We start from the raw sequence: 24,939 nt of genomic DNA on the forward strand, positions 1-24,939 counted from the left end.
GGGTTTTGTTTTCTTCCTCTTCAAAAAGGAGGAAAAATAATGAAATCGACAACGGATTTTATCAAAATGAAAGAATTGAACGAGAAAATCACAATGATTACGGCCTATGATTATCCCTCTGCACAGCTTGTGGAAAGCAGCAGAGTCGATATGATATTGGTTGGTGATTCGCTTGGGATGGTGGTACTAGGCTACGATTCTACAGTCAATGTGACGATGGATGATATGATCCATCATGGAAAAGCAACACGTAATGGAGCAAGAGATACATTTATCGTAGTTGATATGCCATTTGGCAGTTACCATGGCGATGAGACAGAAACCTTGAAAAATGCAGTACGCTTATTTCAGCAAACAGGTGCAAATGCCTTAAAGGTAGAAGGGGCAGGGATGTTACTCCCTTCTATCAAAAGAATGATTAATGCAGGTATACCAGTTGTGGGGCACCTTGGATTGCAGCCGCAGTCTGCTGCTATTTTAGGCGGATTTAAAGTACAAGGTAAAAATGCTGAAGCTGCCAAAAAATTAATCCAAGATGCCAAAGCATTAGAGGAGGCGGGAGCATTTGCTCTCGTTTTGGAATGTGTACCGCATCAATTAGCTGAAATTGTTACGCAAGAATTACGCATACCGACAATCGGAATTGGGGCTGGACGCAATGTCGATGGGCAAGTGCTTGTTTATCATGATGTATTAAGATATGGCAATCATCATTTGCCAAAGTTCGTAGAGACATATGCAGATGTTGCTTCAGAAATAAGCAAGGGTATCACTTCATTTTGCAATGCTGTAAAAAACAATGAATTTCCGGCTCCTAAACATCAATTTACTATGTCTGAAGAGACGATAGATGAATTGTATGGAGGCATAAAAAGATGAAAGTAATATCAACAGTTGCAGGATTGCAAAAAGAGCTAAAAGAGTTTCACTCTGCACATAAAAGCGTGGCATTAGTTCCCACGATGGGGTATTTGCATGAGGGGCATATATCACTGATTGATGCAGCAAGAAGAGATAATGAAATAGTGGTGTTGAGTGATTTTGTAAACCCTACTCAATTCGGTCCCAATGAAGATTACGAAAGCTATCCTAGGGATCTGGAAAGGGATCGAGAAATAGCAGAGAAGGCTGGAGTAGATTATTTATTTGTCCCTTCAGTGGAAGAGATGTATGGAACAGATGGCGGAATTCAATTTGCTGCAGGGCCTGCTACATCTATATTATGCGGCGCGAGCAGACCGGGCCATTTTAATGGAGTATTGCAAATTGTGACGAAGTTGTTCCATATTGTGCAACCAACAAATGCATATTTTGGTCAGAAGGATGCACAACAGTTAGCGCTAATTGAAATGCTGGCAAGGGATTACTTTTTCCCTGTTACAATATGCAGTGTGCCGATTGTGCGAGAAGAAGACGGCCTAGCCAAAAGCTCTCGTAACGTTTTCTTAACAAGTGAGGAAAGAAAAGAAGCCCCTTTCATTCAACAAGCGTTACTTTTGGCAAAACAAGATTTCTTGCAACATCAAGATAAAAAACAAGCCATTGAAACAGCAAAAGAATATATCCATGCTAATACAAGCGGCCGGATTGATTATATAGAAGTCTGGAGCTATCCGGATTTGCAGGAAGTACAGGCGAATACGGAAAAATTAATTGTCGCTGCTGCTGTTTATTTTTCAGAAGTACGTTTAATTGATAATATTCTTTTTTCTACTGAGGAGATATAAAAATGTTAAAAATGATGATGACATCTAAATTACACCGTGCAACAGTGACACAAGCTGATCTGAATTATGTCGGCAGCATCACAGTTGACGAAGATTTATTGGAAGCAGTCGGCATTTTGCCAAACGAAAAAGTACAAATTGTAAATAATAATAACGGGGCTCGTTTTGAAACGTATACTATTGCTGGAGAGCGTGGTTCAGGAGTTATATGCTTAAACGGTGCTGCTGCTAGGCTCGTGCAACCGGGAGATATAGTTATTATTATCGCTTATGGCTATATGACAGCAGAAGAAGCTTTGAATCATAAACCAGCAGTTGCCATTTTAAATGAGCACAATCAGATTAAACAAATGCTTCAGCATGAACCAGAAGCTACGGTTATCGTTTAATATATAAAGAGGATCGGATAAAACAAAATTCGTCTCTTTCAAAACAAAATAATAATAATTTTAATAGAATTTGAATTCAAAGATAAATAAAAAACCGAACAAGTGTGATGATAATCGCACTATAGTTCGGTTTTTTATATGCTATTCCATTTTCGTTTTATCACTTGTTACGACCAAAGTAGATTAAAAGCCCATTTACAACACCTTCTGCAACAGTTTCGCGGAAATCATCTGTGTTCACAAGCTTGACGTCATCCTTATTGGAAACAAAACCAAGCTCTAAGAGAATAGATACAACCGAGTTCACGCGTGTTACTTGAAGACTTTTATCTTTAAGCGCGCTATTGTTTGCTTTCCGAATATTGTAATTTGGATATTCATCTTTTATGGCTTTCGTAATTTCATCGTTAATTATTTTTGCAAAGTTATAGCTAGAAACCTTAGCAGATGATGTATAGTAGCTTTCATAACCACTTGCTGCTGCAGGACCAGAATTATGATGAACACTGATAAAGGCATTGGCTCCGACCTTTGCAGCATAGAACGAACGTTGATCCAGTGTCAAAAATTCATTATCACTATTACGTGTCATAGAAACTGCACCACCGACTGCTTGGATTGCGTCTCTGACAGCGCGTGCTGCATAAAGATTCAATGTTTTTTCATAGACTCCATTGCCGACAGCGCCGGAATCTTGTTTACCGTGACCTGCATCTACTACAATTTTCAACCCTGTTAGCGAGCCTTTTAAAGGATTCGATACAGAAGTTGTTGGTTTTTTTGTTGTAATGGTACTAGAGCTAGTATTCGCTGAGATCCAGCCTTTTTGTTTTGAGTTATATTGAACCTGTACCCAATTGTTGCTTGAAATACGTAAGATTTTAAAGTAATTGCCTTTTGAAGCTTTTCCTAATGTAGGTGCTACTGTAGAAGGCAATGAACGAATATTCAATGTATCAGCTTTCATTACGAAGTAAGAAGTCTTAGATGGTATGCTTGATGTAAATGAAATATTTTCAATTGAAGCAAATCCATAGTATGAGCTCCCGTTAATCCATCCTTCTACATCGTTATATTTTACATAAATCCATCCGTTACTAGCTTGCTTTAAGATTTGTACCTTAGTTTCATTGGGTATAGTTTGTCCAAGTGACTTTGCGTTCACACTATAACTGTTACGCATCGTGAGACCTGTTGGCTCTGTAATATAGTAGTAAGTTGTTTGTTCAGGCACAACAATTGTAACAGAATTTGTAATTGGTTCTTTCTTTTGCTGTTTGCCGTATTTTGAAAGTACCCAGCCTTTTTTTCCTGTTTTATAAGTAACCTCAATCCACCCATTGCTGGCAATTCGTGAAATTAAAAGAGATTCATTCTTTTTTACATATGTGAGCAGCTTGGAATCGGCATAAGGTTCAGCGCGTACAGATAAAGAATTTGCTGTCACCGCGAAATAATAATTAGCTGCAGCTGCTGTCATAGAAGGTTTAGTAGAAACAGTTACATAAGCAGCGTTTACCCACCCAGTAATAGATCCTTTACTAATTTGTACCCAATCGCCTTTTTTAGCCTTATAGGTTGCACTTTCTCCCTTTTGCATTTTTCCAACTATTGTAGAAGAAGTAGTGTTACTCTTGCGAATGTTTAGGTCATTTGTTTTGGATAAAACTACTTTTGTTGTGTTGCTAAGAGGCTGTAGTGTCTGCTTGACCACTTTTAAATAAGTAGCTGAAGCCCAACCTGTTTTATTTTTGTACTTTACTTTATACCATGAACCCTTTTTGGCTAATTTGGTGACAACAGTATTTTTTTTGATGCTAAAAAGGACACGTGATTTAGACGTAGTTGGTGCATTTCGTACATTTAAAGCATTCGCTGTCACCTTCAATTTTACTGTAGCAGCTTCTGCTTTTGGTATGACTGCAAATAATGAAAACACTAGCAATAAGCAAAGTGTGACAATGGTCGCTTTCTTTCGATTATTAGTATCCATGTTTTTCCTCCTTTTCTACATTGTAAGATGAAAAGTCATAAAAAACTACAACTTTTTTGATAGTTTAATAAAAAATTTTTCCTTTATTCCACATCTTTCGGGAAAACTTCATAAATACAGCTTTTAAATTTTGTTAAAATTTTGATGATAAAAAAATATAAAATATACAAGAAAACCTAGATCAAACAAAGATAGAGCAATAGTTGACATATTCCTTAGAAATGATATTATAAGTATTATCTAAAAAATTGATCGCCAAAGACCAAGAAAGTAACAATCAGCAAGTACTTTTTAGAGAGGAATAAGCCGTGGCTGCAAGCTTTTCCATCGTACTGATTTGTGAATAACACTTGAGAGGCTTTTCTTCGAACGGACATGGTTCTAGTAGGGGGAAACGGAATCGGCCGTTATCCGATTTGAGAGGATTTAGTCATTATACTAGATCAACTAGGGTGGAACCGCGGAAGCTATAGAGCTCTCGTCCCTTGCATTTATGCAGGGGGCGAGGGCCTTTTTTGTTAGGATTAAGCACTAGTTGATCTTTTTTAAAATAGAAAGGAGTTCTACTATGAATTTTAAAGTTCCTAGAGGTACGCAGGATTTATTACCTGGTGTAACAGAAAAATGGCAAAAAGTTGAGGAGATTATCCGTGAGCTATGTCATCTTTACCGCTATCCAGAAATCCGCACACCAATTTTTGAAAGTACTGAATTGTATACGCGTAGCGTAGGTGACACCACTGATATCGTACAAAAGGAAATGTATACGTTTAAAGATAGAGGGGATCGTTCATTAACATTGCGCCCAGAAGGTACAGCAGGTGTTGTTAGATCATATGTAGAACATAAAATGTTTGGCCAGCCAGATCAGCCGATTAAGCTATCTTATTTAGGGCCAATGTTCCGTTATGAACGACAACAAGCTGGTCGTTATCGCCAATTTGTTCAATTTGGTGTAGAAGCAATTGGAAGCAAAGACCCAGCTATTGATGCAGAAGTAATTTCCCTAGCTATGAATATTTATAGCAAGGTAGGACTTCAAGATGTGAAACTTGTCATCAATTCACTGGGGGATCAAGAGGTACGTGCAAATCACAGAGAAGCTCTAGTTAATCATTTTAAGCCACATATTGATGAATTCTGCCAAGATTGCCAATCGCGATTAGAAAAAAATCCTTTACGTATTTTGGATTGTAAGGTAGATCATGATCATCCGTTAATGGCGACTGCTCCAGCATTGACAGATTATTTAAACGAAGAATCTGCGAATTACTTCAACAAAGTAAAACAGTATTTAGATGTCTTAGGCATCTCTTATGAAGTGGATCCTAACCTAGTACGTGGATTAGACTATTACAATCACACAGCATTTGAAATTATGAGTACGTCAAAAGGCTTTGGTTCCATCACAACATTATGTGGTGGCGGAAGATACAACGGCTTAGTAGAAGAAATTGGTGGACCTGAATCACCAGGTATTGGTTTTGGTATGAGTATTGAACGCTTGCTACTAGCATTGGAAGCAGAAGGCAAAGAGTTGGATATTGAAGACCAGTTAGATATGTATATTGTTGCTATGGATGAAGATGCGAAATTAAAAGCGGTTGAGCTAGCTAGCTCATTCCGAGCAAAAGGCATTTCAACAGAGCTTGATTACACGGACCGCAAAATGAAAGCGCAAATGAAGTCAGCCGACCGAAAACAGGCTACATGGGTTATCGTGCTAGGTGAAACAGAATTAGCGGAACAACAAGTGGCTGTAAAACATATGGCTACAGGCGATCAAGAGAAAGTGCCGATCTTCGATTTAGTAGAATATTTAACAAAACAGAAGCAGAAGCAAATGGAGGAAAAGTAAAGATGGCTATAAGAACACATGAATGTGGTATTTTGCGCGGCGAACATGCAGGTGAGCGCGTGGTTTTAAAGGGATGGGTACAACGCCGAAGAGATTTTGGCGGCTTGATTTTTATTGATTTGCGCGACCGCTCAGGGATAGTACAAATCGTATTTACTCCAGAAAACTCACAAGAAGCGCTTGATCTAGCTGATAGCTTCCGTACAGAATATGTAATCGAAGTGGAAGGCGAAGTAAAACGCCGTGCAGATGATATGATTAATCCAAATATGGAAACAGGTATGGTTGAAGTTTATGTAGACAAAGTTGAATTAATTAATAAAGCCAAAACAACGCCATTCCAAATTGAGGACCGTATTGTAGTAAATGAGGATTTGCGTCTGAAATATCGTTATTTAGATTTGCGCCGTCCTGTAATGTATAACACATTTAAAATGCGTTCAGACGTAACAAAAGTCATCCGTAACTTCCTGCAAGATGAAGGTTTCTTGGAAGTGGAAACACCAATTCTGACAAAATCTACTCCAGAAGGCGCGCGTGACTATCTTGTGCCGTCTCGTGTTCATGAAGGTGAATTTTATGCATTGCCTCAATCACCTCAATTGTTCAAACAATTGTTGATGGTATCTGGTTTTGAAAAGTACTTCCAAATTGCTCGTTGTTTCCGTGATGAAGACTTGCGTGCTGACAGACAGCCTGAATTTACGCAAATAGACATGGAAATGAGTTTCATGACGCAAGAGGAAATTTTAGACTTAAATGAACGATTGATTCAAAAAGTAATGAAAGATATTAAGGACATTGAGATCCCACGTCCATTCCAACGCATGAAATACGACGAAGCAATGGCTCGCTATGGCTCTGATAAGCCCGATGTCCGTTTTGGATTGGAGTTAATCCAACTTTCTGATGTGGTAGAAGGCTGTAACTTCAAAGTATTTGCTCAAACAGTTGAAGCCGGCAATGAAGTTAAAGGCTTGAACATTAAAGGTGCCAACGACAAATATTCTCGTAAAGACTTAGACGAATTGACAAAATACGTTGGCCGCTACGGAGCAAAAGGCTTAGCGTGGATGAAAGTAACAGAAGAAGGTTTAACAGGCCCAATCGGCAAGTTCTTCCAAGATGAATTTGGCCAAAAACTAATGGAACGCATGGGTGCAGAGCCAGGTGATACGCTAGTATTTGTAGCAGATAAACGTTCAGTTGTTGCAGATTCACTTGGTGCACTTCGTAAGAAATTAGGAAAAGATTTAGGTCTAATTGATGAATCTCAATTTGCATTCCTTTGGATCACTGATTGGCCGCTGCTAGAGTACTCAGAAGAAGAAGGACGCTATACAGCAGCACACCATCCATTCACACGCCCATTTGAAGAAGATCTTGAAAAAATGGCGACAGCTCCAGGCGAAGTACGTGCCCAAGCATATGATATCGTTCTTAATGGTTACGAGTTGGGTGGCGGTTCATTACGTATTTACGAAAAAGAATTACAAGAAAAAATGTTCGAAGTGCTTGGTTTTACAAAAGAACAAGCGAATGAACAGTTTGGTTTCCTGATGGATGCATTTGAATACGGCGTTCCTCCTCACGGCGGGATTGCATTCGGCTTAGACCGTTTAGTAATGTTGTTAGCTGGCCGCGATAATCTACGTGATACCATTGCATTCCCTAAAACAGCATCTGCTAGCGACTTAATGACTGAAGCGCCAAGCGAAGTATCAGAAGCGCAATTAGATGAACTTCATATTAAAACAAAAACACTTGCGGATGAATTATAATTAAACCTAAAAGTGATAAAAAAGAGGTCGAGAAAAATTTCTCGATTCTCTTTTTTTATGTTTAACTCTTGTGTGACAGTGGTATATATTCTTATCTTACAAGATTTAATATTATTATCAGCTCGATTGAAGACTGATGAGAATTAAGTCAAAGAAATGTAAGGAGCACGAATGAAAGATTAATAATTAAAGAGTAAAAACTTTTATTTTGATTTTTCAAAACTTTCGTGTTAATATGTATTTAACAACAAATCCTGAGGTGTTCGTTGAAGCTCATATCGTCTTGACCGAACATATCGTCTTTGGGAGTTGCTCATTTTGGAATGGCAAACATGCCCTTTACTTAGTAGGGGACTTTTAAAGTTTCGAATACGACACCCACCTGCTAGAGTGCGGGTTCAAGGCTATTTGCATTACTCGACGGCACAATCGGGATTTGTTCATATTGTAAGATTGATAACCTGTGATTCTCTAAGAATCAGAGGATTTTTTTATGGGAAATATCTAAACAATGAGGGTAACTAAATATTTTTTTAAAAAACTATTTATTAAGATGTTTATATTATAAAAAAGAGGGTAAAATTTCTAATTCATAAGGATTAATACAGTAAAAAGTTAGAGAAGTAGGAGAGTAAAGCTAAAGATTAAAGGATTCATTGTTTTATTGGTATCAATAAACTTTCCCAAGTCTTTTTAAATGCAAGAAGTTAAAACAACCAGTCCTAATGGAAGTTATATTATGACTGAAGATCCGTGTGTATTAATAAAAACATTCTACTAAGCAATTTATATTCGGTTTTTAAAAAATTGAAGAGGGGCATAAAAATTATGAATAGTAACCAAATAATTGGAGTTATTGTCGGATTATTAATTTTTAATGGTTTAAGTATACTTTCTAACATGTTTACATGGGAATCAATTGTACTACAAATAGTAGGTGTATTTATAACATACCTGGTAATCACTTTAAAATATAATAAGAATAAAAATATTTGTTGATTTTTTAAAAAAATAACAAAGGTCATATGATGAAGTATAAATTTTAAGGTAAAAAATATAATAACCTAATGTTTTGGTTTTCTAATCTGTTCTATAGACTAGAGTCTTTGAATAGGCTGACTACTTTTAACTCAGCCTATCTTTGTTTTAAGTAATGCATATTTTGTTATTTACATAACATATAATAAATAGCACTTTTTTTTTCAATGAAAACGCTTTATACTAATTGGTATAGACAACTATACCAAAACAAAGGAGAGTGTATTGAAATGTTAGGTTTCTTGCAAAAGATTGGTAAATCGCTAATGTTCCCGATTGCAACCATGCCTGCAGCTGCATTGCTTGTTCGGCTTGGCTCGCCTGATATGATTGGGAGTAGCCATGTGAAATTTATTCAAATTGTCGCCAAGGTTATGGAAGCATCAGGTAATGCAATAATTGGTAATCTCCCAATTATTTTTGCTATTGGTATTGCGATGGGTTTTGCTTTTGACAACAATGGGGGTGCAGCGTTAGCTGGGGCGATAGCCTATTTAGTTTTATCAGGTGTACTAGAAAAAATAGATAAAGATTTGAATATGGGTGTTTTCGGAGGGCTTGTTTCGGGTATTGTCGCAGGACTTTTATATAATAAATTTTATAATGTAAAGTTTCCTGAGTGGCTTTCATTCTTTGGCGGCAAACGATTTGTCCCCATAATAACCTCGATCACTATGGCTATAATTGCCGCGTTGCTTGCTTATATTTGGGGACCAATTCAAGGAGTTATTGATTCTACAGGTAACTGGATTATCGGAGCAGGCGCAATTGGTTATGGGGTTTACGGTTTCTTAAACCGTTTGTTACTTCCGATTGGTTTGCATCATGTAATCAATACAATAGTATGGTTTGACTTTGGTAAATTTACGGATGCTGCGGGTAAAGTAGTAAAAGGGGATATTCCTCGTTTCTTAGCGGGAGATCCAGCAGCAGGACTCTTCCAAGCTGGTTTCTTCCCGATTATGATGTTTGGTTTGCCAGCAGCTTGTTTAGCTATGTACTTTGCAGCTAAAAAAGAGAAACGCGCTATTGTGGGCGGTATGTTCCTGTCAATCGCCTTAACAGCTTTTGTTACAGGGGTAACAGAACCAATCGAATTTACATTTATGTTCTTATCTCCAGTTTTATATGCAGTGCACGCTGTATTAACGGGTATCTCTTTAATGATAGCGGCTGCATTAAATATTCATGATGGTTTTGGTTTCTCTGCCGGTCTAATAGATTATTTATTGAATCTCGGTATCGCACAAAAACCTTTCTTGCTTATACCTCTTGGTTTAGCATTTGGCGCTATCTATTTTGTAATTTTCTATTTCTTAATAACAAAATTCAATTTAAAAACGCCAGGCCGTGAAGATGACGAGGATGAAGAAACAGAAACAATGCAAGGAACAGAAGATGAAGTACTTGATGCAAAAGCTTATCATACAATTGAAGCGCTAGGCGGCAAGGAAAACATCGTGCAAGTGGATCATTGTACGACACGCCTTCGTTTAACTGTAAAAGATGCGGGTTTGGCGAACGAAAAAGAATTGAAAAAATATGGTGCACGTGGTGTTATGCGCATCAGTAAAACAAACTTGCAAGTCATCATTGGTACGTCTGTAGAATTTTTGGCAGACGCAATGAAAAAACGCATCGCCAAAGGAAATCCAGCTCCCAAAAATGTAGTAAGTGAAGCAGCATTGGAAGAGACAGATGTTACACATACGAACTTATTGCCGGAAGACTTTGTTATGCCGGTAACAGGTGATGTAATTCCAATTTCAGAAGTACCTGACCAAGCATTTGCATCTGGCATGATGGGTCCTGGTTTCGGGATTTTGCCAAAAGGCAGTGTTATACAATCACCTGTTGACGGAAAAGTGATGATGATCTTCCCGACAAAACATGCAATCGGCCTTGTAACGGATACAGGAATAGAAATTTTAATCCATATCGGCCTTGATACGGTAAAATTAAATGGTAAAGGCTTTGAGGTGCTAGTAAAACAAGATCAGCTTATTCAACGCGGGGATGATTTAATCAAAGTTGACTGGGCATATGTTAAAGAAAATGCTCCATCCATTGCGACACCTGTAATCTTTACAAACTCACAAGATAAAAGCGTGAAGCTTGAAAAAACAGGCTACCAACGTAGTGGAACATCAAATATCATCAGATTAGAAGAATAAAATTTAAGTCAGGTATAACAACAGATTAATGAATGTTGTAGCTTTAATAAAAGTGAAATCAGCTAAAACTCTACAGTCCAGAAAGCTTGGGTCTAAATGTGGAATAGAAGCTGATTTCACTTCATTACAATCAAAAATTGCTTTAAAGCTATGTAACATTATATTTAAAGTTTTCTGTTAGACACCTGGATTTTCTTTAGGAGATGTTAAATTTGAAGCAAACATGCCTGATAAAAAATGTAACCATTGTAAATGCCGATGAACGTATGGACAATTATGACGTCTATATAAAAGATGGCGTTATTCAACACATCGGCCGTTTGATAGAGAAAGAAGCAGATGAAGTGATAGATGGCGTTAACCAATATCTTCTTCCAGGATTTATCGATATGCATATACATGGATCAGCTGGTAGTGATGCAATGGATGCTACGCCAGAATCGCTTCATATAATGGCGAAATCTCTGCTGAAAGAGGGGACAACCAGTTTTCTTGCAACTACCATGACTCAATCGATTGACACTATAGAAGAAGCACTAAAAAATTTAGCTGTTTTTCAAAGTGGTATAGATGAAGCCGAAATGGTCGGCGTTCACCTGGAAGGTCCGTTTGTTTCGAAAAAACGCGCGGGTGCACAGCCGCTCGAGCATATTATTCCACCCCAATTATCATTATTCCAACGGTTTCAAGAACTTAGCGGATACAGGATTAAAGAAGTAACTGTAGCACCAGAAACAGATGGCGGATTTGAATTTGTAGAAAATGTCGCAAAGACAGGCGTTGTAGTTTCTATCGGTCATTCAGATGCAACTTTTGAAGAAGTGCAAAAAGCAGTAGTTCTTGGCGTGAAACAAGGAACGCATCTTTATAATCAAATGCGCCCCTTCCATCATAGGGATCCAGGCGTGGTAGGAGGTACATTGCTTCTGCCTGAAATTCAAGCAGAGACCATTGTCGATTTCATTCACTCACATAAGGAATCAGTTAAGCTTGCTTATCAAATGAAAGGCGCCGAGCATATTATTTTAATTACCGACGCAATGAGAGCGAAAGGCTTACCCTATGGTGACTACGATTTAGGTGGGCAGCTTGTTCATGTCACAGAGAGTGGCGCTCATTTAGAGAATGGCGCATTGGCTGGCAGCGTATTAAAAATGGATCAAGCTCTTCGAAATATGAAAGAAGCAACCAACTGTACACTACAAGAACTTGTCGCTATGACATCCTTCAATGCGGCAAAGCAATTGAATTTGACTGGCAAGGGAAGAATCAAAGAACATTATGACGCAGATCTCGTTTTATTGGATAAAGACTTAAAGATTCAAAAGACGATTAAAAAAGGCAACGTCATTGAAAATCTGTAGTGTAAGTTCATTAATTTAAAGGTGTTGAATAGATTTGGTTGATCGGAATTCGCATGTGCCTATATATATACAGATTGAAGATATCATCAAAGAAAAGATAGCGGTTGGCGAGTACATTAAAGGATCTTCTATACCTTCCGAAAGGGAGCTGTCTGAGACATACAATGTCAGCAGGATGACAGTGAGGCAAGCGATTACAGGATTAGTTAATAGTGGTTTGCTATATAGGGAAAAAGGGAGAGGCACTTTTGTGGCTGATCCTAAATTTGAACAGCCGCTCAATGGCTTGACCGGTTTTACGGAGGATATGATCGCAAGAGGTATGGAGCCGAGCAGTGATATAGTACTGTTTGAGAAACAACTACCTTCTTTTGAAATAAAGCAAGATTTAGGTTTAAACGATGAAGATGAGGTATACTTTATAGTGCGTATTCGAAATGCGGATCATCTTCCCATGGCTATTGAAAGGACGTATATACCTGTTAAACTTGTCCCAAACTTAAGCAAAGATCAGCTAAGTGGATCTCTCTATCAATTGATTGAGCAGGAATACGGACTAGACATTCACAATGCCACACAGCAGATGGAAGCCGCTATTGTTTCAAAAGAGGATGCAAAATATCTAAACGTTGGGCAAAAAGCAGTTGTCTTGATTATCAAAAGAACAAGTTATTTATCGAACGGAAGGCCGTTTGAACTTGTGCGCAGCGTGTATCGCGCAGACCGTTATAAGTTTATAAGCGAGATTACGAGGTGACACATGAACAATTATTTTGCTGAAGTCACGCATCTTTTAAAAGATGTATATGAAAAGGAAATGCCTGCCATAAAACAGGCAGCGATACTAATTGCAGAGAGCGTGAACAAAGGGGGCATTTTACAGTTATTTGGCTGTGGACATTCTCACCTTCTAGCTCAAGAAGCATTTTATAGGGCAGGCGGATTGGTTCCTGCCAAACCAATTAGTATAGAACCCCTTATGCTTCACAGTGGTGCGCTCACTTCTTCTAAAAATGAAAAAGATTCAAATTTTGTTGAAAAGCATATAGAAAGTTTTGATTTTCACGATGGAGATGTCCTTCTTATTATTTCTACATCTGGGCGAAATGCTGTTCCAATTGACGTTGCACTTTTAGCAAAAAAGTTAAAAATAACCACCATCTCGCTTCAGTCTCTTAACTATTCAAGGGAATCTTCAAGGCACCTTTCACACAAACGGCTTGAGGATGTAGTAGATGTTATAATAGATACTCATGTGCCTGTTGGCGATGGCGTCCTTTACAGAGGCGATCTGCAATATGGTCCTGTCTCTACAACCATCGGTTCTTGCATATTGAATGCTTTGATAAGTGAAGTGGTGGAGATAATTATGGAAAAAGAGGAGCGCGCTCCAGTATTTTCTAGTGCAAATGTGGATAAAGCAGGAAAGAATAATGAAGCTTTGATAGAACAATATCAAAAGCGGGTCAATTTTAATTAACTCTTGGAGGTATTTACAATGGAAAAGAAATTTAACATTACAGCATCAGAAGGTTTACATGCAAGACCATGTACAGTTTTAGTACAAGCTGTAACACCATTCTCATCAGAGGTTCAGCTTACGTATAATGACAGAACGGTAAACCTTAAATCAATTATGGGTGTGATGTCACTGGGCATTCCTTCAGGAGCAGAGATTTTAGTATCTGCGGAAGGAAGCGATGCAGATGAAGCTTTAAACAAAGTCAAAAATGTTCTTTCTACAGAAGGAATTGGTGAAGAATGCTAGAAATGAAGGGGATTGCCGTATCAAACGGTATTGCCATTGCTAAAGCGTATTGTTTAGTAGAACCAGACTTGTCATTTGAAAAAGTCTCCATCAGCGATTCAGAGGCAGAAAAAAAGCGTCTGAAAAATGCTGTAGCCGAAGCTAAAAAGGATTTAGAAGGAATCAAAGCAGAAGCTGAAAGGAAATTTGGACCTGATAAAGCAGCCATTTTCCAAGCACATTTGCTAGTATTAGAGGATCCTGAAATGCTCGGTATGATTGATGGGAAAATCGATGAAGGTACGAATGCAGAAGCTGCTCTCCATGAGGTATCAACCACATTTATCGAGATGTTTGAGGTAATGGAGAATGCTTACATGAAAGAAAGAGCGGCAGATATACGAGATGTGTCAAAGCGTTTATTGTCAAAATTATTGAATGTAGAGATACCAGATTACAGCCATTTAAATGAAGATGTAATCATAATCGCAAATGACCTTACACCGTCTATGACGGCTCAACTCGATAAAACACATGTTAAAGGATTTGTGACAGATATCGGTGGTAGAACCTCACATTCAGCAATTCTTGCTAGAACAATGGAAATCCCAGCGGTTGTTGGCGCCAAAACAGCGACAAAAGATATCCAACAAGGATCATTAGTCATTGTAGATGGTTCAAAAGGCGATGTTATAGTAGATGCAGAGCCGGAGATAGTTGGTACATACCAAACGGCTCAAAAAGCTTATCTTGAAGAACGTGCATACTTTGAGCAGTTTAAGGGCGAGCCAAGCATAAGTAGAGACGGACACCATGTTGAAATCGCTGGGAATATCGGTAAGCCTGACGATGCAGATATTGTGTTAGAAAATGGCGGAGATGGCGTAGGTTTATTCCGAACAGAATTTTTATATATGGACCGCACTGATTTGCCATCTGAAGAAGAACAATTTGTTTCTTATAAATCTGTTCTTGAAAAGATGAAAGGAAAGCCAACAGTAGTTCGGACGTTAGATATTGGTGGCGACAAGAAGCTTCCATATTTGAAAATGGAAGAGGAAATGAATCCTTTCTTAGGCCACCGTGCCATTCGCCTTTGTTTAGATGATACAGCATTGTTCCGAACGCAGCTCCGTGCATTGCTTCGTGCAAGCATTTATGGCAATTTAAAAATTATGTTTCCTATGATCGCAACACTTGAAGAATTTAGAGAAGCGAAAGCCATTCTAGAGGATGTGAAAAGGGAGCTTGTAACCGAAGGCAAAGAAGTAAGCGATACCATTGAAGTCGGTATGATGGTTGAAATACCTTCTACTGCTGTTATGGCCGATTTATTCGCGAAGGAAGCAGACTTTCTTTCTATAGGCACAAATGATTTAATTCAATACACACTTGCAGCAGATAGGATGAATGAAAAAGTTTCTTATTTGTATCAACCGTATAATCCTGCTATTTTGCGTCTTGTGAAAAGTGTCATTGACGGCGCTCATAAAGAAGGCAAATGGGTAGGTATGTGTGGCGAAATGGCAGGCGATGAGATAGCAATTCCTATTTTGCTTGCAATGGGGCTAGATGAATTCTCAATGAGTGCATCTTCAATACTTAGGGCACGTGCCCAAATCGCCAAATCTTCAAAAGAAGATTTAGAAAAGCATATAGAAAAGATTCTGCAACTTTCCTCCAATAAAGAAGTTTCAAGCTATGTAACACAATATTTAATGAAGGAAACTAAATAGAAAAGGGAAGTGACCAGTTGGCTATTCAATTAGAAACCGTGAAGGACCTAGATCAATTATATACTCGAGCTTTTCAATTAATTGAGGAGCAGAAAGACAATGGAGCTAAAACTTTCGGACTTGCAACTGGAGGAACAATGCTTCCTTTATACGAACGTATCCGAAATAGCTCAATTGACTTCTCTAACTGTGAGAGTGTAAATTTGGATGAATACGTTGGATTACCAAAAGAACATCCTGAAAGCTACCTTTCTTTTATGACGCAACAATTGTTTAAAGAGAAGCCTTTCAAAAATTCTCATTTACCTAATGGAGAAGCTACAAATCCAGAATTAGAAGCTAAGCGATATGAGGAGCTTTTACAATCCCTAACTCTTGATTTTCAATTATTAGGCGTAGGTGAAAATGGACATATCGGTTTCAATGAACCGGGTACTTCTTTTGACAGTGAAACCCATGTCGTAGATTTGACACCTTCTACAAGAACAGCTAATGCACGATTTTTTGAATCAATTGATGAAGTTCCTGAAAAAGCGATTACAATGGGTATAAAATCCATTATGAGGGCGAAATACATCCTTTTAATCGGAGTGGGAGAGAAAAAAAGAGATGCGATCAAATCTTTAATCGATGGGAATATGACTGTAGAGGTGCCAGTAACCGTCTTAAACAATCATCCAAACGTGATTGTTTTGACAGATTTGGATTTCTAGATAAAGAGAAGGCCTAGATTCTAAGGCCTTCTTTTTTATCAAGAGTCTATTTTCAATTACATTTTCATGCTATAATTTGTTTTGTTTATCTTAGTAAGTTACTTGGTTTACTTAAGTAGAAGGAGTGCGATATCATGTTGCATCAATTTTCAAGAAATGAATTAGCTATTGGCCAAGAAGGCTTGGACAAGCTTAAAAATACGACTGTTGCCATCTTAGGAGTCGGCGGCGTGGGATCTTTTGCTGCAGAAGCATGTGCAAGAAGCGGAGTAGGTCGTATTATTTTGGTGGACAAAGATGATGTAGATATTACCAATATCAATCGCCAATTAGTCGCATATCTATCGACAATCGGCAAATCTAAATCAGCAGTTATGAAAGAAAGAATAGCAGACATCAACCCTGAGTGTGAAGTAATTGACCTTCATATGTTTTATACTGAAGAAACATACGAAGAATTCTTTAGCTATCAGCCAGACTATGTCATAGATGCTTCAGATACGGTCAAATACAAAATTCATATGATTAAAGAATGTCTAAAACGCAATATAAAAATCATTTCAAGTATGGGAGCAGCTAACAAAACTGATCCGACACGTTTCAAAATTGCAGATATTTCTAAGACCCATACTGATCCACTTGCAAAAGTGATTCGCTTAAAATTGCGAAAAGAAGGTATCAAAAAAGGCGTTCCGGTTATTTTCTCTGATGAGAGCCCAATTGTAATACGACAAGATGTAGCTCAAACAGTTGGTAATCCAGACGCAGAGATTCGGAAAGCTAAAATGCCACCTTCATCCAATGCGTTTGCCCCATCTACAGCAGGACTGTTTGCAGCTAGCTGGGTCATTAATGATATTCTAAAAGACATTAAAATACAACGTGTTAGTGATTAATTGTAGCCGTATTCGCATGTACTGTGCGAATACGGTTTTTTAATATTTTAGGACGTAAGTTATCTAAAAAAAGAAATATAAGGATGTTATAGGAAATTATATGATAGGATAAATGTGTATAGTGATTGAGCTGAAAAATCTCAATATTGAATGAAGACAATTAGTTTTCAGAAATTTTTCAGTGATACTGCACTTAAATAGTTAAATAAATGAATACTTTATGCTGTACTAAACGTATATGTAATATGTTCGGAAAATTTTTATAAAAGGAGACAGCTATGGCTTTAAAAATTGATCATGTCACGAAGAAATACCAAAATTTCACTGCGGTTAACCAGCTTTCATTTACGATTGAAAAAGGAGAGATATTCGGTTTGATCGGGCAAAATGGCGCGGGTAAAACAACTACTTTCCGTATGATTCTTGATTTACAGGAAACGACGGAAGGAAACATCTCTTGGAATGATATACCTATCAATAAAGTAAACAGAGATGTCCTGGGCTATTTACCGGAAGAACGAGGAATATTTCCATCAATGACCGTTGAAGACCAGCTTTATTTCTTTGGTGTTTTGCGTGGCAGGGGCAAAAAAGATTTAAAACAGGATGTAGATTATTGGATTGAACGTTTTGAACTAGTCGACAAAAGAAAGGCGAAAGCGGAAACCTTGTCAAAAGGGAATCAACAAAAAGTGCAGTTGATTGCAAGCTTTATCCACCAGCCTGAATTTTTAATTCTTGATGAACCTTTTAGTGGTCTGGATCCTGTAAACCGTGAGCTTTTGATGGATGCCATTCTCTATTTAAAAGAAAAAGGAACCACAATTTTATTTTCTAGCCACCAAATGGCTAATGTTGAGGAGCTTTGTGACCATTTGTGCATTTTAAAAAGAGGCGTTTCGCTTTTCACTGGTAGTTTAAAAGACTTAAAAGAACAATATGGTAAAAAGAAATTAAGCATTCGAACAGATTTAACAGAAAAAGAGTTACATATGTTAGAAGGCGTAACAAACGTCAAAAAAACAAGAGATGGATACACACTTACACTGGAAGACGAAACATACGGGAAACAGCTATTTGAACAAATTAGTAGAGGGCAATATATGGATAAATTCAGCATGGATTATTTAACTCTTGATGAAATTTTCAAAGATTTGGTAGGTGGTATAGTTGTCTAAGTTTTGGATTTTAGTTACACAGCTTTATAAACAAAAAATTAAAACGAAATCATTTATTCTATCTATTCTTTTGTATGTTGCCGTAATTAGTTGTGTAATGTTCTGGTCTGATATTAAGGCTGCATTATTTTCTGAAGAGCCTGTGAAAATTGCGATGGTTAATGAGACAGAACAGGATTTCAAGCCTTTGTTTAAATCGGATAAAGATATGAAATTTAATTTTACAGATCAATCAAGGGCTGAGGTCGAAAAGAAAGTAAAGAATGGAAAGTACGACGCAGCTGTTTTTCTTACAAGCAAGAATAAACAAATGGAAGCAGAAATAGCGACATTTGAACCGCTTGAATATAACGATCAAACCGCTTTGTCAGGGATGATTCAATATGCTGGCAGAATTTATGCCGTACAACAGTTGAATCTGACAAGCGATCAAGCTGCACAGATTCTTGATGCCAATACAACGATTATCTCTAAAAACTTAGATAAACAAAAAGGCACAGGTAAAAGTGAAGATGAAAAATCTGCCGGGATCGGTGTTTCTATTTTAATCGGTTCCATTGTCTATTCTTTTGTTATTTCATTCTTATCGATGATAACCACCGATGTCGCATCTGAAAAAGGATCGCGTGTGCTTGAAGTAATGCTTGCAAGTATAAAGCCTTCCACGCACTTCTTGGCGAAAATTACCGGAACATATTTGCTGGCGCTAACTCAGCTCATTGTGTTAATCGTTGTTCAAGTAGCGCTATTTTTAGTTGTGGATGGAGGTTCTAAATGGGATAAAGTAACGAATACGATTGACCATCTATCTTCAACCTATATTTTATACACTATTGCATACTTATTGTTGTCCATTTTCTTATTCTTAATTATGGGGGCGCTCTTTGGTTCGCTTGTATCAAAAGTAGAGGAAGCTAGCCAAGCTATGATGCCTGCAATGTTAATGGGTATGGCGGGTTTTTATATCTTGATGTCCGGCTTGTTTAGCCCAGATACGATGCTAGTAAAAGTGTCATCCTATATCCCGTTTATGACCGTAATGGTTATGCCGCTACGCATAAGTGCAACAGATCTTTCACCAATGGAGCCGTTGATTGCGCTTATTATCCTGATTGTCACAGTTATCGTATTGTTCTACATCAGTTTTTCATTCTATAAACGAAGTGTATTGACATACAGCTCAGGCGGCATGATGCAAAAAATTAAAACGGTTTTAAAAGTAACAACATAATGAAAAAAATGATTGAAGAGGCATTAGCCTTTTCAATCATTTTTTATTTTTCTTTTTTAATTGGTTTAAATGATCATAAATGCCTGCCATTCGCTTTTCTTGTCCGGCAATTATAGGTTTATAGAATTCTGAGCCGACTAGCTTGTCTGGCAAATATTCTTGGTCTACCCAACCGCCAAAAGTACCGACAGGTGTATTATGTGGATATTGATAACCTTCTACGCCAAGTGTTTTGGCTCCGCTATAATGAGCGTCTCGCAAATGGAGCGGGATGTCACCAGTTTTTCCTTGATGGATAGAAGAAATAGCTGCATCAATCGCTGTGATGGCAGAATTAGATTTCTCAGCCAAACACATCTCGATTACAGCAGATGCAAGCGGTATGCGAGCTTCCGGCATACCGAGTCGTTCGGCGGATTGGATAGCTGCAAGTACATGTGCGCCTACTTCAGGAGCGGCTAGACCGATGTCTTCGTAACTCATGACTAAAAGCCGCCTTGAGACAGCAACTAAATCGCCATTTTCTAAGAGGTTAGCTAGATAATAAATGGCGGCATTAGGATCACTTCCGCGAACTGATTTTTGTAACGCAGATAATAAGTTATAAAAATGGCTACCCTTTTGGTCTCCGTAAACACCGATGCGCTCAGCTAAACTTTGGATAGTCGCATCATCGACAATAGTCTCGTCATTTTCTTCATCAGAGGCGTAATAAACAGATTCTAGCAGAGTAAGAGCTTTTCTTGCATCACCGTTTGCTGCAAGAGCAATTTCCTGAATTTGCTTTTCAGTTATGCGAATTGAATATTGGCCAAGGCCACGTTCTTTATCTTCTAGAGCCCGTTGAATTAATGAAACTATTTCACTTTCGTCGAGCTTTTTTAGCTGCTTAATCTCACCGCAGCGTGAACGTATGGCTGGATTCACATCATGAAATGGATTTTCTGTTGTGGCTCCGATGAGTACAATAGCACCATTTTCAACGTGCGGAAGTAATGTATCCTGTTGCAATTTATTGAATCGGTGTATTTCATCAAGGAATAATATAACTTGTCCCACAATCTTCGCTTCATTTACTACATCCTCTACATCCTTTTTTCCAGCCCTTGTCGCATTCAATGCAAAGAACGGCAAGTTAGAAGAACCAGCAATAGCAAATGCAATGGATGTTTTACCTATACCAGGTTCTCCATATAGCAACATGGAGGGAATATGACCTTTTTGAATCATTTTATATAAATTAGTCTTTGGTCCAATGATGTCTTGATGACCGACAACTTCATCCAGATTGCGCGGACGCATGCGAAATGCAAGTGGTTGTTGCGGCAACGTGGTCACCTCTTTTCTAATATCTAAAGCCTACTTTGTTATTTTCTCAAATATTCACTAGCTTTGCATTAAAATAGATTAGGCATTTTAAATCTTGTTGTCATTACTGATTAATTCCTCTTCAGTATTAACAGATAAAAGCCAAATGTGCATGTTCATAAATCATACCCGAGTAGAATGAAGGGAAATATGCTATACTTGTGCATAGACAAATTCGCTAAATATAGAGGTGTATAAATGAAAATATCAACAAAAGGGCGATATGGGCTAACCATTATGATCGAACTTGCCAAACAATATGGACAAGGGCCCATTCCTCTTAGGCAAATCGCATCCCAGAATAATTTATCGGAAGCATACTTAGAACAACTAGTTTCACCACTAAGAAATTCGGGTCTCGTTAAGAGTGTTCGAGGTGCATATGGAGGATATATGCTTTCCAAGCCTCCTCATTTGATTTCTTCGGCAGATGTAATTAAAGTGTTAGAAGGCCCAATTCAGCCTGTTGAAGGGATTGAGGAAGAAGCTCCCGCTCAAAGACAGTTATGGCTTCGTGTACGTGACGCTGTCAAAGAGGTTTTAGAGAAAACGAGCCTAGAAGATTTAGCTTCTTATACAGAAGAGCCAGATGATAAAGGATATATGTTTTATATATAAGCAGCATCTATTCAGAGAGTACCAATGGAAATTAGATGTTCTGCGAGGGTATTGACGGCAGTTACCCCCTCTAACTGTTTGTTTTTTAACTCAATTTTGTACGGGGGAATCTATCTTACTGCCCGTTAAACCGGTTTAGAAGGAGTTTTAAAGATGAAAGAAATTTACCTTGACCATGCGGCTACAACACCCATGCATCCACTAGTGATTTCCAAAATGGTAGAAAGTATGGAATCAGTTTACGGCAATCCATCTAGCATTCATAGAATTGGCCGCTTTGCTAGAAAGCACTTGGATGACGCTCGACATATTTTAGCTAAAAGCATTGGGGCGAAAGACCAGGAGATTATAGTGACAGGCGGCGGTAGTGAAGCAGACAATTTGGCTATTACAGGCACTGCTTATGCGAAACAGAATGAAGGCCGCCATATTATCACAACTGTAGTAGAACATCATGCAGTTCTTCATACATGTCAACAACTGGAGAAAGAAGGATATGAGGTAACTTATTTGCCTGTTGATGAAACGGGTCGTGTTTCTCTTGAAGACGTCAAAAAGGCCTTACGCGATGATACTATCTTAGTAACGATTATGTTTGGAAATAATGAAGTCGGTACTATACAGCCTATTAAAGAAATCGGCGAGTTGTTGAAAAAGCATAGTGCAACATTCCATACTGATGCGGTACAGGCGTTTGGCATTCTACCGATTGATGTCAATGATTTGCACGTTGATTTGCTCTCAGTATCTTCCCACAAATTGAACGGTCCAAAAGGCATTGGATTCTTATATCAACGCGATCAAACAAAGCTAAAGCCACTAATCTATGGTGGAGAACAAGAGCGTAAGCGCAGAGCAGGAACGGAAAATGTTCCAGCGGTTGTTGGGTTTGCTGAAGCTGTAGCCATTGCGCAAAGGAATTTTGAAGAGAAACAACAAGCATACAAAGAATTCCACCAACACTTCTTAAAGAAATTAGATCAGGCGGAAATCGATTATCATATAAACGGAAATGAGCAATACTGCTTGCCACATGTTATGAATATTAGCTTTAAAAATATGGATGTCGAATCATTCTTAGTCAATTTGGATATGGCAGGTATTGCAGCATCTAGTGGCTCTGCTTGCACGGCCGGTTCCATTGATCCATCGCATGTACTTGTTGCAATGTATGGAAGCGAAGCAGATGAGCTTCGGAATTCGATTCGTTATAGCTTCGGCTATGGATTAGACCTAGAAGATATTGATACAGCGGCAGAACGGACCATTGAGATTGTAAAACGATTAGCGAAATAATAGAAAAAAGGTGAACAATATGAATACAACGAAAGACCCCTCACAAACCCGAGTTGTGGTTGGTATGTCTGGAGGAGTCGATTCTTCCGTAGCAGCTTATCTACTGAAAAAACAAGGGTATGATGTTATCGGTATTTTTATGAAAAACTGGGATGATACCGATGATTCAGGCGTATGTACTGCGACTGAAGACTATGAAGATGTTATTAAAGTATGTAATCAAATCGGTATCCCATATTATGCAGTCAATTTTGAACAACAATATTGGGACAAAGTATTTACGTACTTTTTAGAAGAATACAAAGCAGGACGTACACCGAATCCTGATGTGATGTGCAATAAAGAAATTAAATTTAAAGCATTCTTAGAACACGCATTAAAGCTAGGTGCGGATTATTTAGCAACAGGCCATTATGCACGCGTTGAAGTACGCGATAACGAAACAAGAATGCTTCGCGGCATTGATCAAAATAAAGATCAAACTTACTTCTTAAACCAGCTTTCACAAGAACAACTTTCAAAAGTTATGTTCCCGATTGGTGAACTTGAAAAACCACGCGTTAGAGAAATTGCTGAAGAAGCGGGCCTTGCAACAGCTAAGAAAAAAGATTCAACTGGTATTTGCTTTATTGGAGAACGAAACTTTAAAGAATTCCTAGGTCAATACTTACCTGCACAACCTGGCAATATGGAAACATTCGATGGCACTGTAATAGGCAAGCATGACGGCCTTATGTATTATACAATCGGCCAACGTCACGGCCTTGGGATTGGTGGAGACGGCGATCCTTGGTTTGTTCTGGGGAAAGATTTAAAACGCAACGTATTATTAGTGGGACAAGGCTTCCACAATGATAAGCTTTATTCAACAAGCTTAAAAGCTGTAAAAACAGGCTTCACGACGCATCGTGATATGCCGAAAACATTCCAAGCGACCGCGAAATTCCGCTATCGCCAACAAGATGTGCCGGTGACAGTTGAAATCACTGGTGATGATGAATGGTACGTAACATTCAACGAACCAACACGTGCTATCACTCCTGGCCAATCTGTTGTACTTTATGATGGTGATGAATGTTTAGGTGGCGCTACAATAGACGAAGTATTTAAAGACAGTAAAAAACTAACGTATGTAGGGTAATAGAGGTGAAAATATGGATTTAAATGAGTTAGGTATTAAAGCCATCCAAGAAAAACGGTATGAAGATGCCGCAAAAGCCTTTACACAAGCTATAGAAGAGAATCCAAATGAAACAATTGGCTATATTAACTTTGGAAATTTGCTTGCATCGCTTGATGATATCGAGCGAGCAGAGCGATTCTTCCAAAAAGCTATTTCATTGGATGAATCTGCGGCAACTGCTTATTATGGCCTTGCAAACCTTTACTACAATTCAGAACGGTATACAGAAGCAGCAAAACTTTATGAACGTTCTATCCGCCATGGTATTCAAGGAGCAGACGCTTATTTTATGCTTGGCAAAAGCTTTGAACATATCGACGAGCCGAAACTCGGATTGCCTTATATGCAAAGAGCTGCAGAACTAGCCCCGGAAGATTTACAGATCAGGCTTTCTTATGGCATTATGTTAGCTACTTTGGAGCTTTTTAATGAAGCAGAAAAAGAACTGAAGTATGTAATCGATACAGATTGGAACAATGCCGATGCCCATTATAATCTGGGTGTCCTGTATGCTGTTTCTACCGATAAGATAGAAGATGCACAGTATCATTTAAAGCAAGCTTTTACTTTGCAGCCAGAGTTTGATCAAGCACGTTACATTCATGACATGCTTGCAATGAAAAAAGATTAAAAAGAAAGGTGGTGGCAG

General features: G+C 38.2%; 21 protein-coding genes, 1 other RNA gene and 1 other annotated feature. Of the genes, 20 read left to right on the plus strand and 2 right to left on the minus strand.

Features of this window, described 5'->3' with window-relative positions; translation table 11 throughout:
- The first annotated feature begins 39 nt into the window (after positions 1-39).
- The 3 genes from panB to panD are packed head-to-tail and all read left to right on the plus strand — an operon-like array spanning position 40 to position 2,116.
- The gene (gene panB / locus AC6CHJ_RS04905) at positions 40-879 is read left to right on the plus strand and encodes a 3-methyl-2-oxobutanoate hydroxymethyltransferase (protein WP_498287475.1); all 840 of its coding nucleotides are present in this window, start codon (positions 40-42) and stop codon (positions 877-879) included.
- Positions 876-1,727 (plus strand): pantoate--beta-alanine ligase, encoded by an 852-nt coding sequence (gene panC / locus AC6CHJ_RS04910; protein ID WP_498287477.1) that lies wholly within the window; start codon positions 876-878, stop codon positions 1,725-1,727. Before panB ends, panC begins: the two co-directional genes overlap by 4 nt.
- Positions 1,728-1,729: 2 nt before the next feature.
- Positions 1,730-2,116, plus strand: coding sequence for an aspartate 1-decarboxylase (panD, locus tag AC6CHJ_RS04915; RefSeq protein ID WP_066786117.1), 387 nt, complete (start codon positions 1,730-1,732; stop codon positions 2,114-2,116).
- Positions 2,117-2,276: 160 nt separating this feature from the next.
- Here panD and AC6CHJ_RS04920 read toward each other — a convergent pair whose 3' ends face one another.
- On the minus strand, positions 2,277-4,109 hold the full coding sequence (locus tag AC6CHJ_RS04920) for an N-acetylmuramoyl-L-alanine amidase family protein (protein ID WP_498287479.1): 1,833 nt from the start codon (positions 4,107-4,109) through the stop codon (positions 2,277-2,279).
- A 249-nt stretch (positions 4,110-4,358) separates the two neighbouring features.
- Positions 4,359-4,598: a binding site (T-box leader), on the plus strand.
- Between the two features lie 79 nt (positions 4,599-4,677).
- Here AC6CHJ_RS04920 and hisS point away from each other — a divergent pair.
- The 13 genes from hisS (at position 4,678) to AC6CHJ_RS04985 (ending at position 19,825) form a co-directional block, all read left to right on the plus strand.
- Positions 4,678-5,967 (plus strand): histidine--tRNA ligase, encoded by a 1,290-nt coding sequence (gene hisS / locus AC6CHJ_RS04925; RefSeq protein ID WP_498287480.1) that lies wholly within the window; start codon positions 4,678-4,680, stop codon positions 5,965-5,967.
- A 2-nt stretch (positions 5,968-5,969) separates the two neighbouring features.
- A complete protein-coding gene (gene aspS / locus AC6CHJ_RS04930) occupies positions 5,970-7,748 on the plus strand; it encodes an aspartate--tRNA ligase (protein ID WP_066786127.1) in 1,779 nt (592 codons plus the stop codon).
- 248 nt (positions 7,749-7,996) lie between these two features.
- Positions 7,997-8,188, plus strand: a non-coding RNA gene (gene ssrS, locus AC6CHJ_RS04935) — 6S RNA.
- Between the two features lie 828 nt (positions 8,189-9,016).
- Complete coding sequence (nagE, locus tag AC6CHJ_RS04940) at positions 9,017-10,960, plus strand: N-acetylglucosamine-specific PTS transporter subunit IIBC (RefSeq protein WP_498287481.1); 1,944 nt, start codon at positions 9,017-9,019, stop codon at positions 10,958-10,960.
- Positions 10,961-11,172: 212 nt separating this feature from the next.
- Positions 11,173-12,324 carry an N-acetylglucosamine-6-phosphate deacetylase gene (gene nagA, locus AC6CHJ_RS04945; RefSeq protein WP_498287482.1) on the plus strand — a complete coding sequence of 384 codons (1,152 nt, stop codon included), beginning with the start codon at positions 11,173-11,175 and terminating at the stop codon, positions 12,322-12,324.
- A 34-nt stretch (positions 12,325-12,358) separates the two neighbouring features.
- Positions 12,359-13,081: a GntR family transcriptional regulator gene (locus AC6CHJ_RS04950; protein ID WP_147193917.1), complete on the plus strand. Its 723-nt coding sequence runs from the start codon at positions 12,359-12,361 to the stop codon at positions 13,079-13,081.
- 3 nt (positions 13,082-13,084) lie between these two features.
- Positions 13,085-13,804 carry a sugar isomerase domain-containing protein gene (locus AC6CHJ_RS04955; RefSeq protein ID WP_498287484.1) on the plus strand — a complete coding sequence of 240 codons (720 nt, stop codon included), beginning with the start codon at positions 13,085-13,087 and terminating at the stop codon, positions 13,802-13,804.
- Positions 13,805-13,822: 18 nt separating this feature from the next.
- Positions 13,823-14,092, plus strand: a complete 270-nt coding sequence (locus tag AC6CHJ_RS04960) for a phosphocarrier protein HPr (protein WP_147193913.1) — start codon at positions 13,823-13,825, stop codon at positions 14,090-14,092.
- The gene (gene ptsP / locus AC6CHJ_RS04965; RefSeq protein ID WP_498287486.1) at positions 14,086-15,807 is read left to right on the plus strand and encodes a phosphoenolpyruvate--protein phosphotransferase; all 1,722 of its coding nucleotides are present in this window, start codon (positions 14,086-14,088) and stop codon (positions 15,805-15,807) included. The genes AC6CHJ_RS04960 and ptsP overlap by 7 nt, the downstream gene beginning before the upstream one ends.
- A 17-nt stretch (positions 15,808-15,824) precedes the next feature.
- Complete coding sequence (locus tag AC6CHJ_RS04970) at positions 15,825-16,520, plus strand: glucosamine-6-phosphate deaminase (RefSeq protein ID WP_498287487.1); 696 nt, start codon at positions 15,825-15,827, stop codon at positions 16,518-16,520.
- Positions 16,521-16,654: 134 nt separating this feature from the next.
- Positions 16,655-17,416 carry a tRNA threonylcarbamoyladenosine dehydratase gene (locus AC6CHJ_RS04975; RefSeq protein WP_498287489.1) on the plus strand — a complete coding sequence of 254 codons (762 nt, stop codon included), beginning with the start codon at positions 16,655-16,657 and terminating at the stop codon, positions 17,414-17,416.
- Positions 17,417-17,694: 278 nt separating this feature from the next.
- Positions 17,695-18,594 carry an ABC transporter ATP-binding protein gene (locus AC6CHJ_RS04980; protein WP_249775759.1) on the plus strand — a complete coding sequence of 300 codons (900 nt, stop codon included), beginning with the start codon at positions 17,695-17,697 and terminating at the stop codon, positions 18,592-18,594.
- Positions 18,587-19,825 carry an ABC transporter permease gene (locus tag AC6CHJ_RS04985; protein ID WP_147193906.1) on the plus strand — a complete coding sequence of 413 codons (1,239 nt, stop codon included), beginning with the start codon at positions 18,587-18,589 and terminating at the stop codon, positions 19,823-19,825. The genes AC6CHJ_RS04980 and AC6CHJ_RS04985 overlap by 8 nt, the downstream gene beginning before the upstream one ends.
- Positions 19,826-19,861: 36 nt before the next feature.
- Here AC6CHJ_RS04985 and AC6CHJ_RS04990 read toward each other — a convergent pair whose 3' ends face one another.
- Complete coding sequence (locus tag AC6CHJ_RS04990) at positions 19,862-21,154, minus strand: replication-associated recombination protein A (protein ID WP_498287490.1); 1,293 nt, start codon at positions 21,152-21,154, stop codon at positions 19,862-19,864.
- Positions 21,155-21,391: 237 nt separating this feature from the next.
- Between AC6CHJ_RS04990 and cymR the strand changes: the two genes are divergently transcribed.
- The 4 genes from cymR (at position 21,392) to AC6CHJ_RS05010 (ending at position 24,921) form a co-directional block, all read left to right on the plus strand.
- The gene (gene cymR, locus AC6CHJ_RS04995) at positions 21,392-21,811 is read left to right on the plus strand and encodes a cysteine metabolism transcriptional regulator CymR (protein ID WP_066786159.1); all 420 of its coding nucleotides are present in this window, start codon (positions 21,392-21,394) and stop codon (positions 21,809-21,811) included.
- Between the two features lie 153 nt (positions 21,812-21,964).
- Positions 21,965-23,107, plus strand: coding sequence for a cysteine desulfurase family protein (locus AC6CHJ_RS05000; RefSeq protein WP_498287492.1), 1,143 nt, complete (start codon positions 21,965-21,967; stop codon positions 23,105-23,107).
- Between the two features lie 19 nt (positions 23,108-23,126).
- Complete coding sequence (mnmA, locus tag AC6CHJ_RS05005; protein ID WP_498287493.1) at positions 23,127-24,248, plus strand: tRNA 2-thiouridine(34) synthase MnmA; 1,122 nt, start codon at positions 23,127-23,129, stop codon at positions 24,246-24,248.
- Positions 24,249-24,261: 13 nt separating this feature from the next.
- Entirely contained in the window at positions 24,262-24,921 is a 660-nt protein-coding gene (locus AC6CHJ_RS05010) for a tetratricopeptide repeat protein (RefSeq protein ID WP_249775764.1), read from the plus strand.
- Positions 24,922-24,939: the final 18 nt, after the last annotated feature.

The sequence above is a fragment of the Rummeliibacillus sp. GQ308 genome, assembly GCF_059759115.1.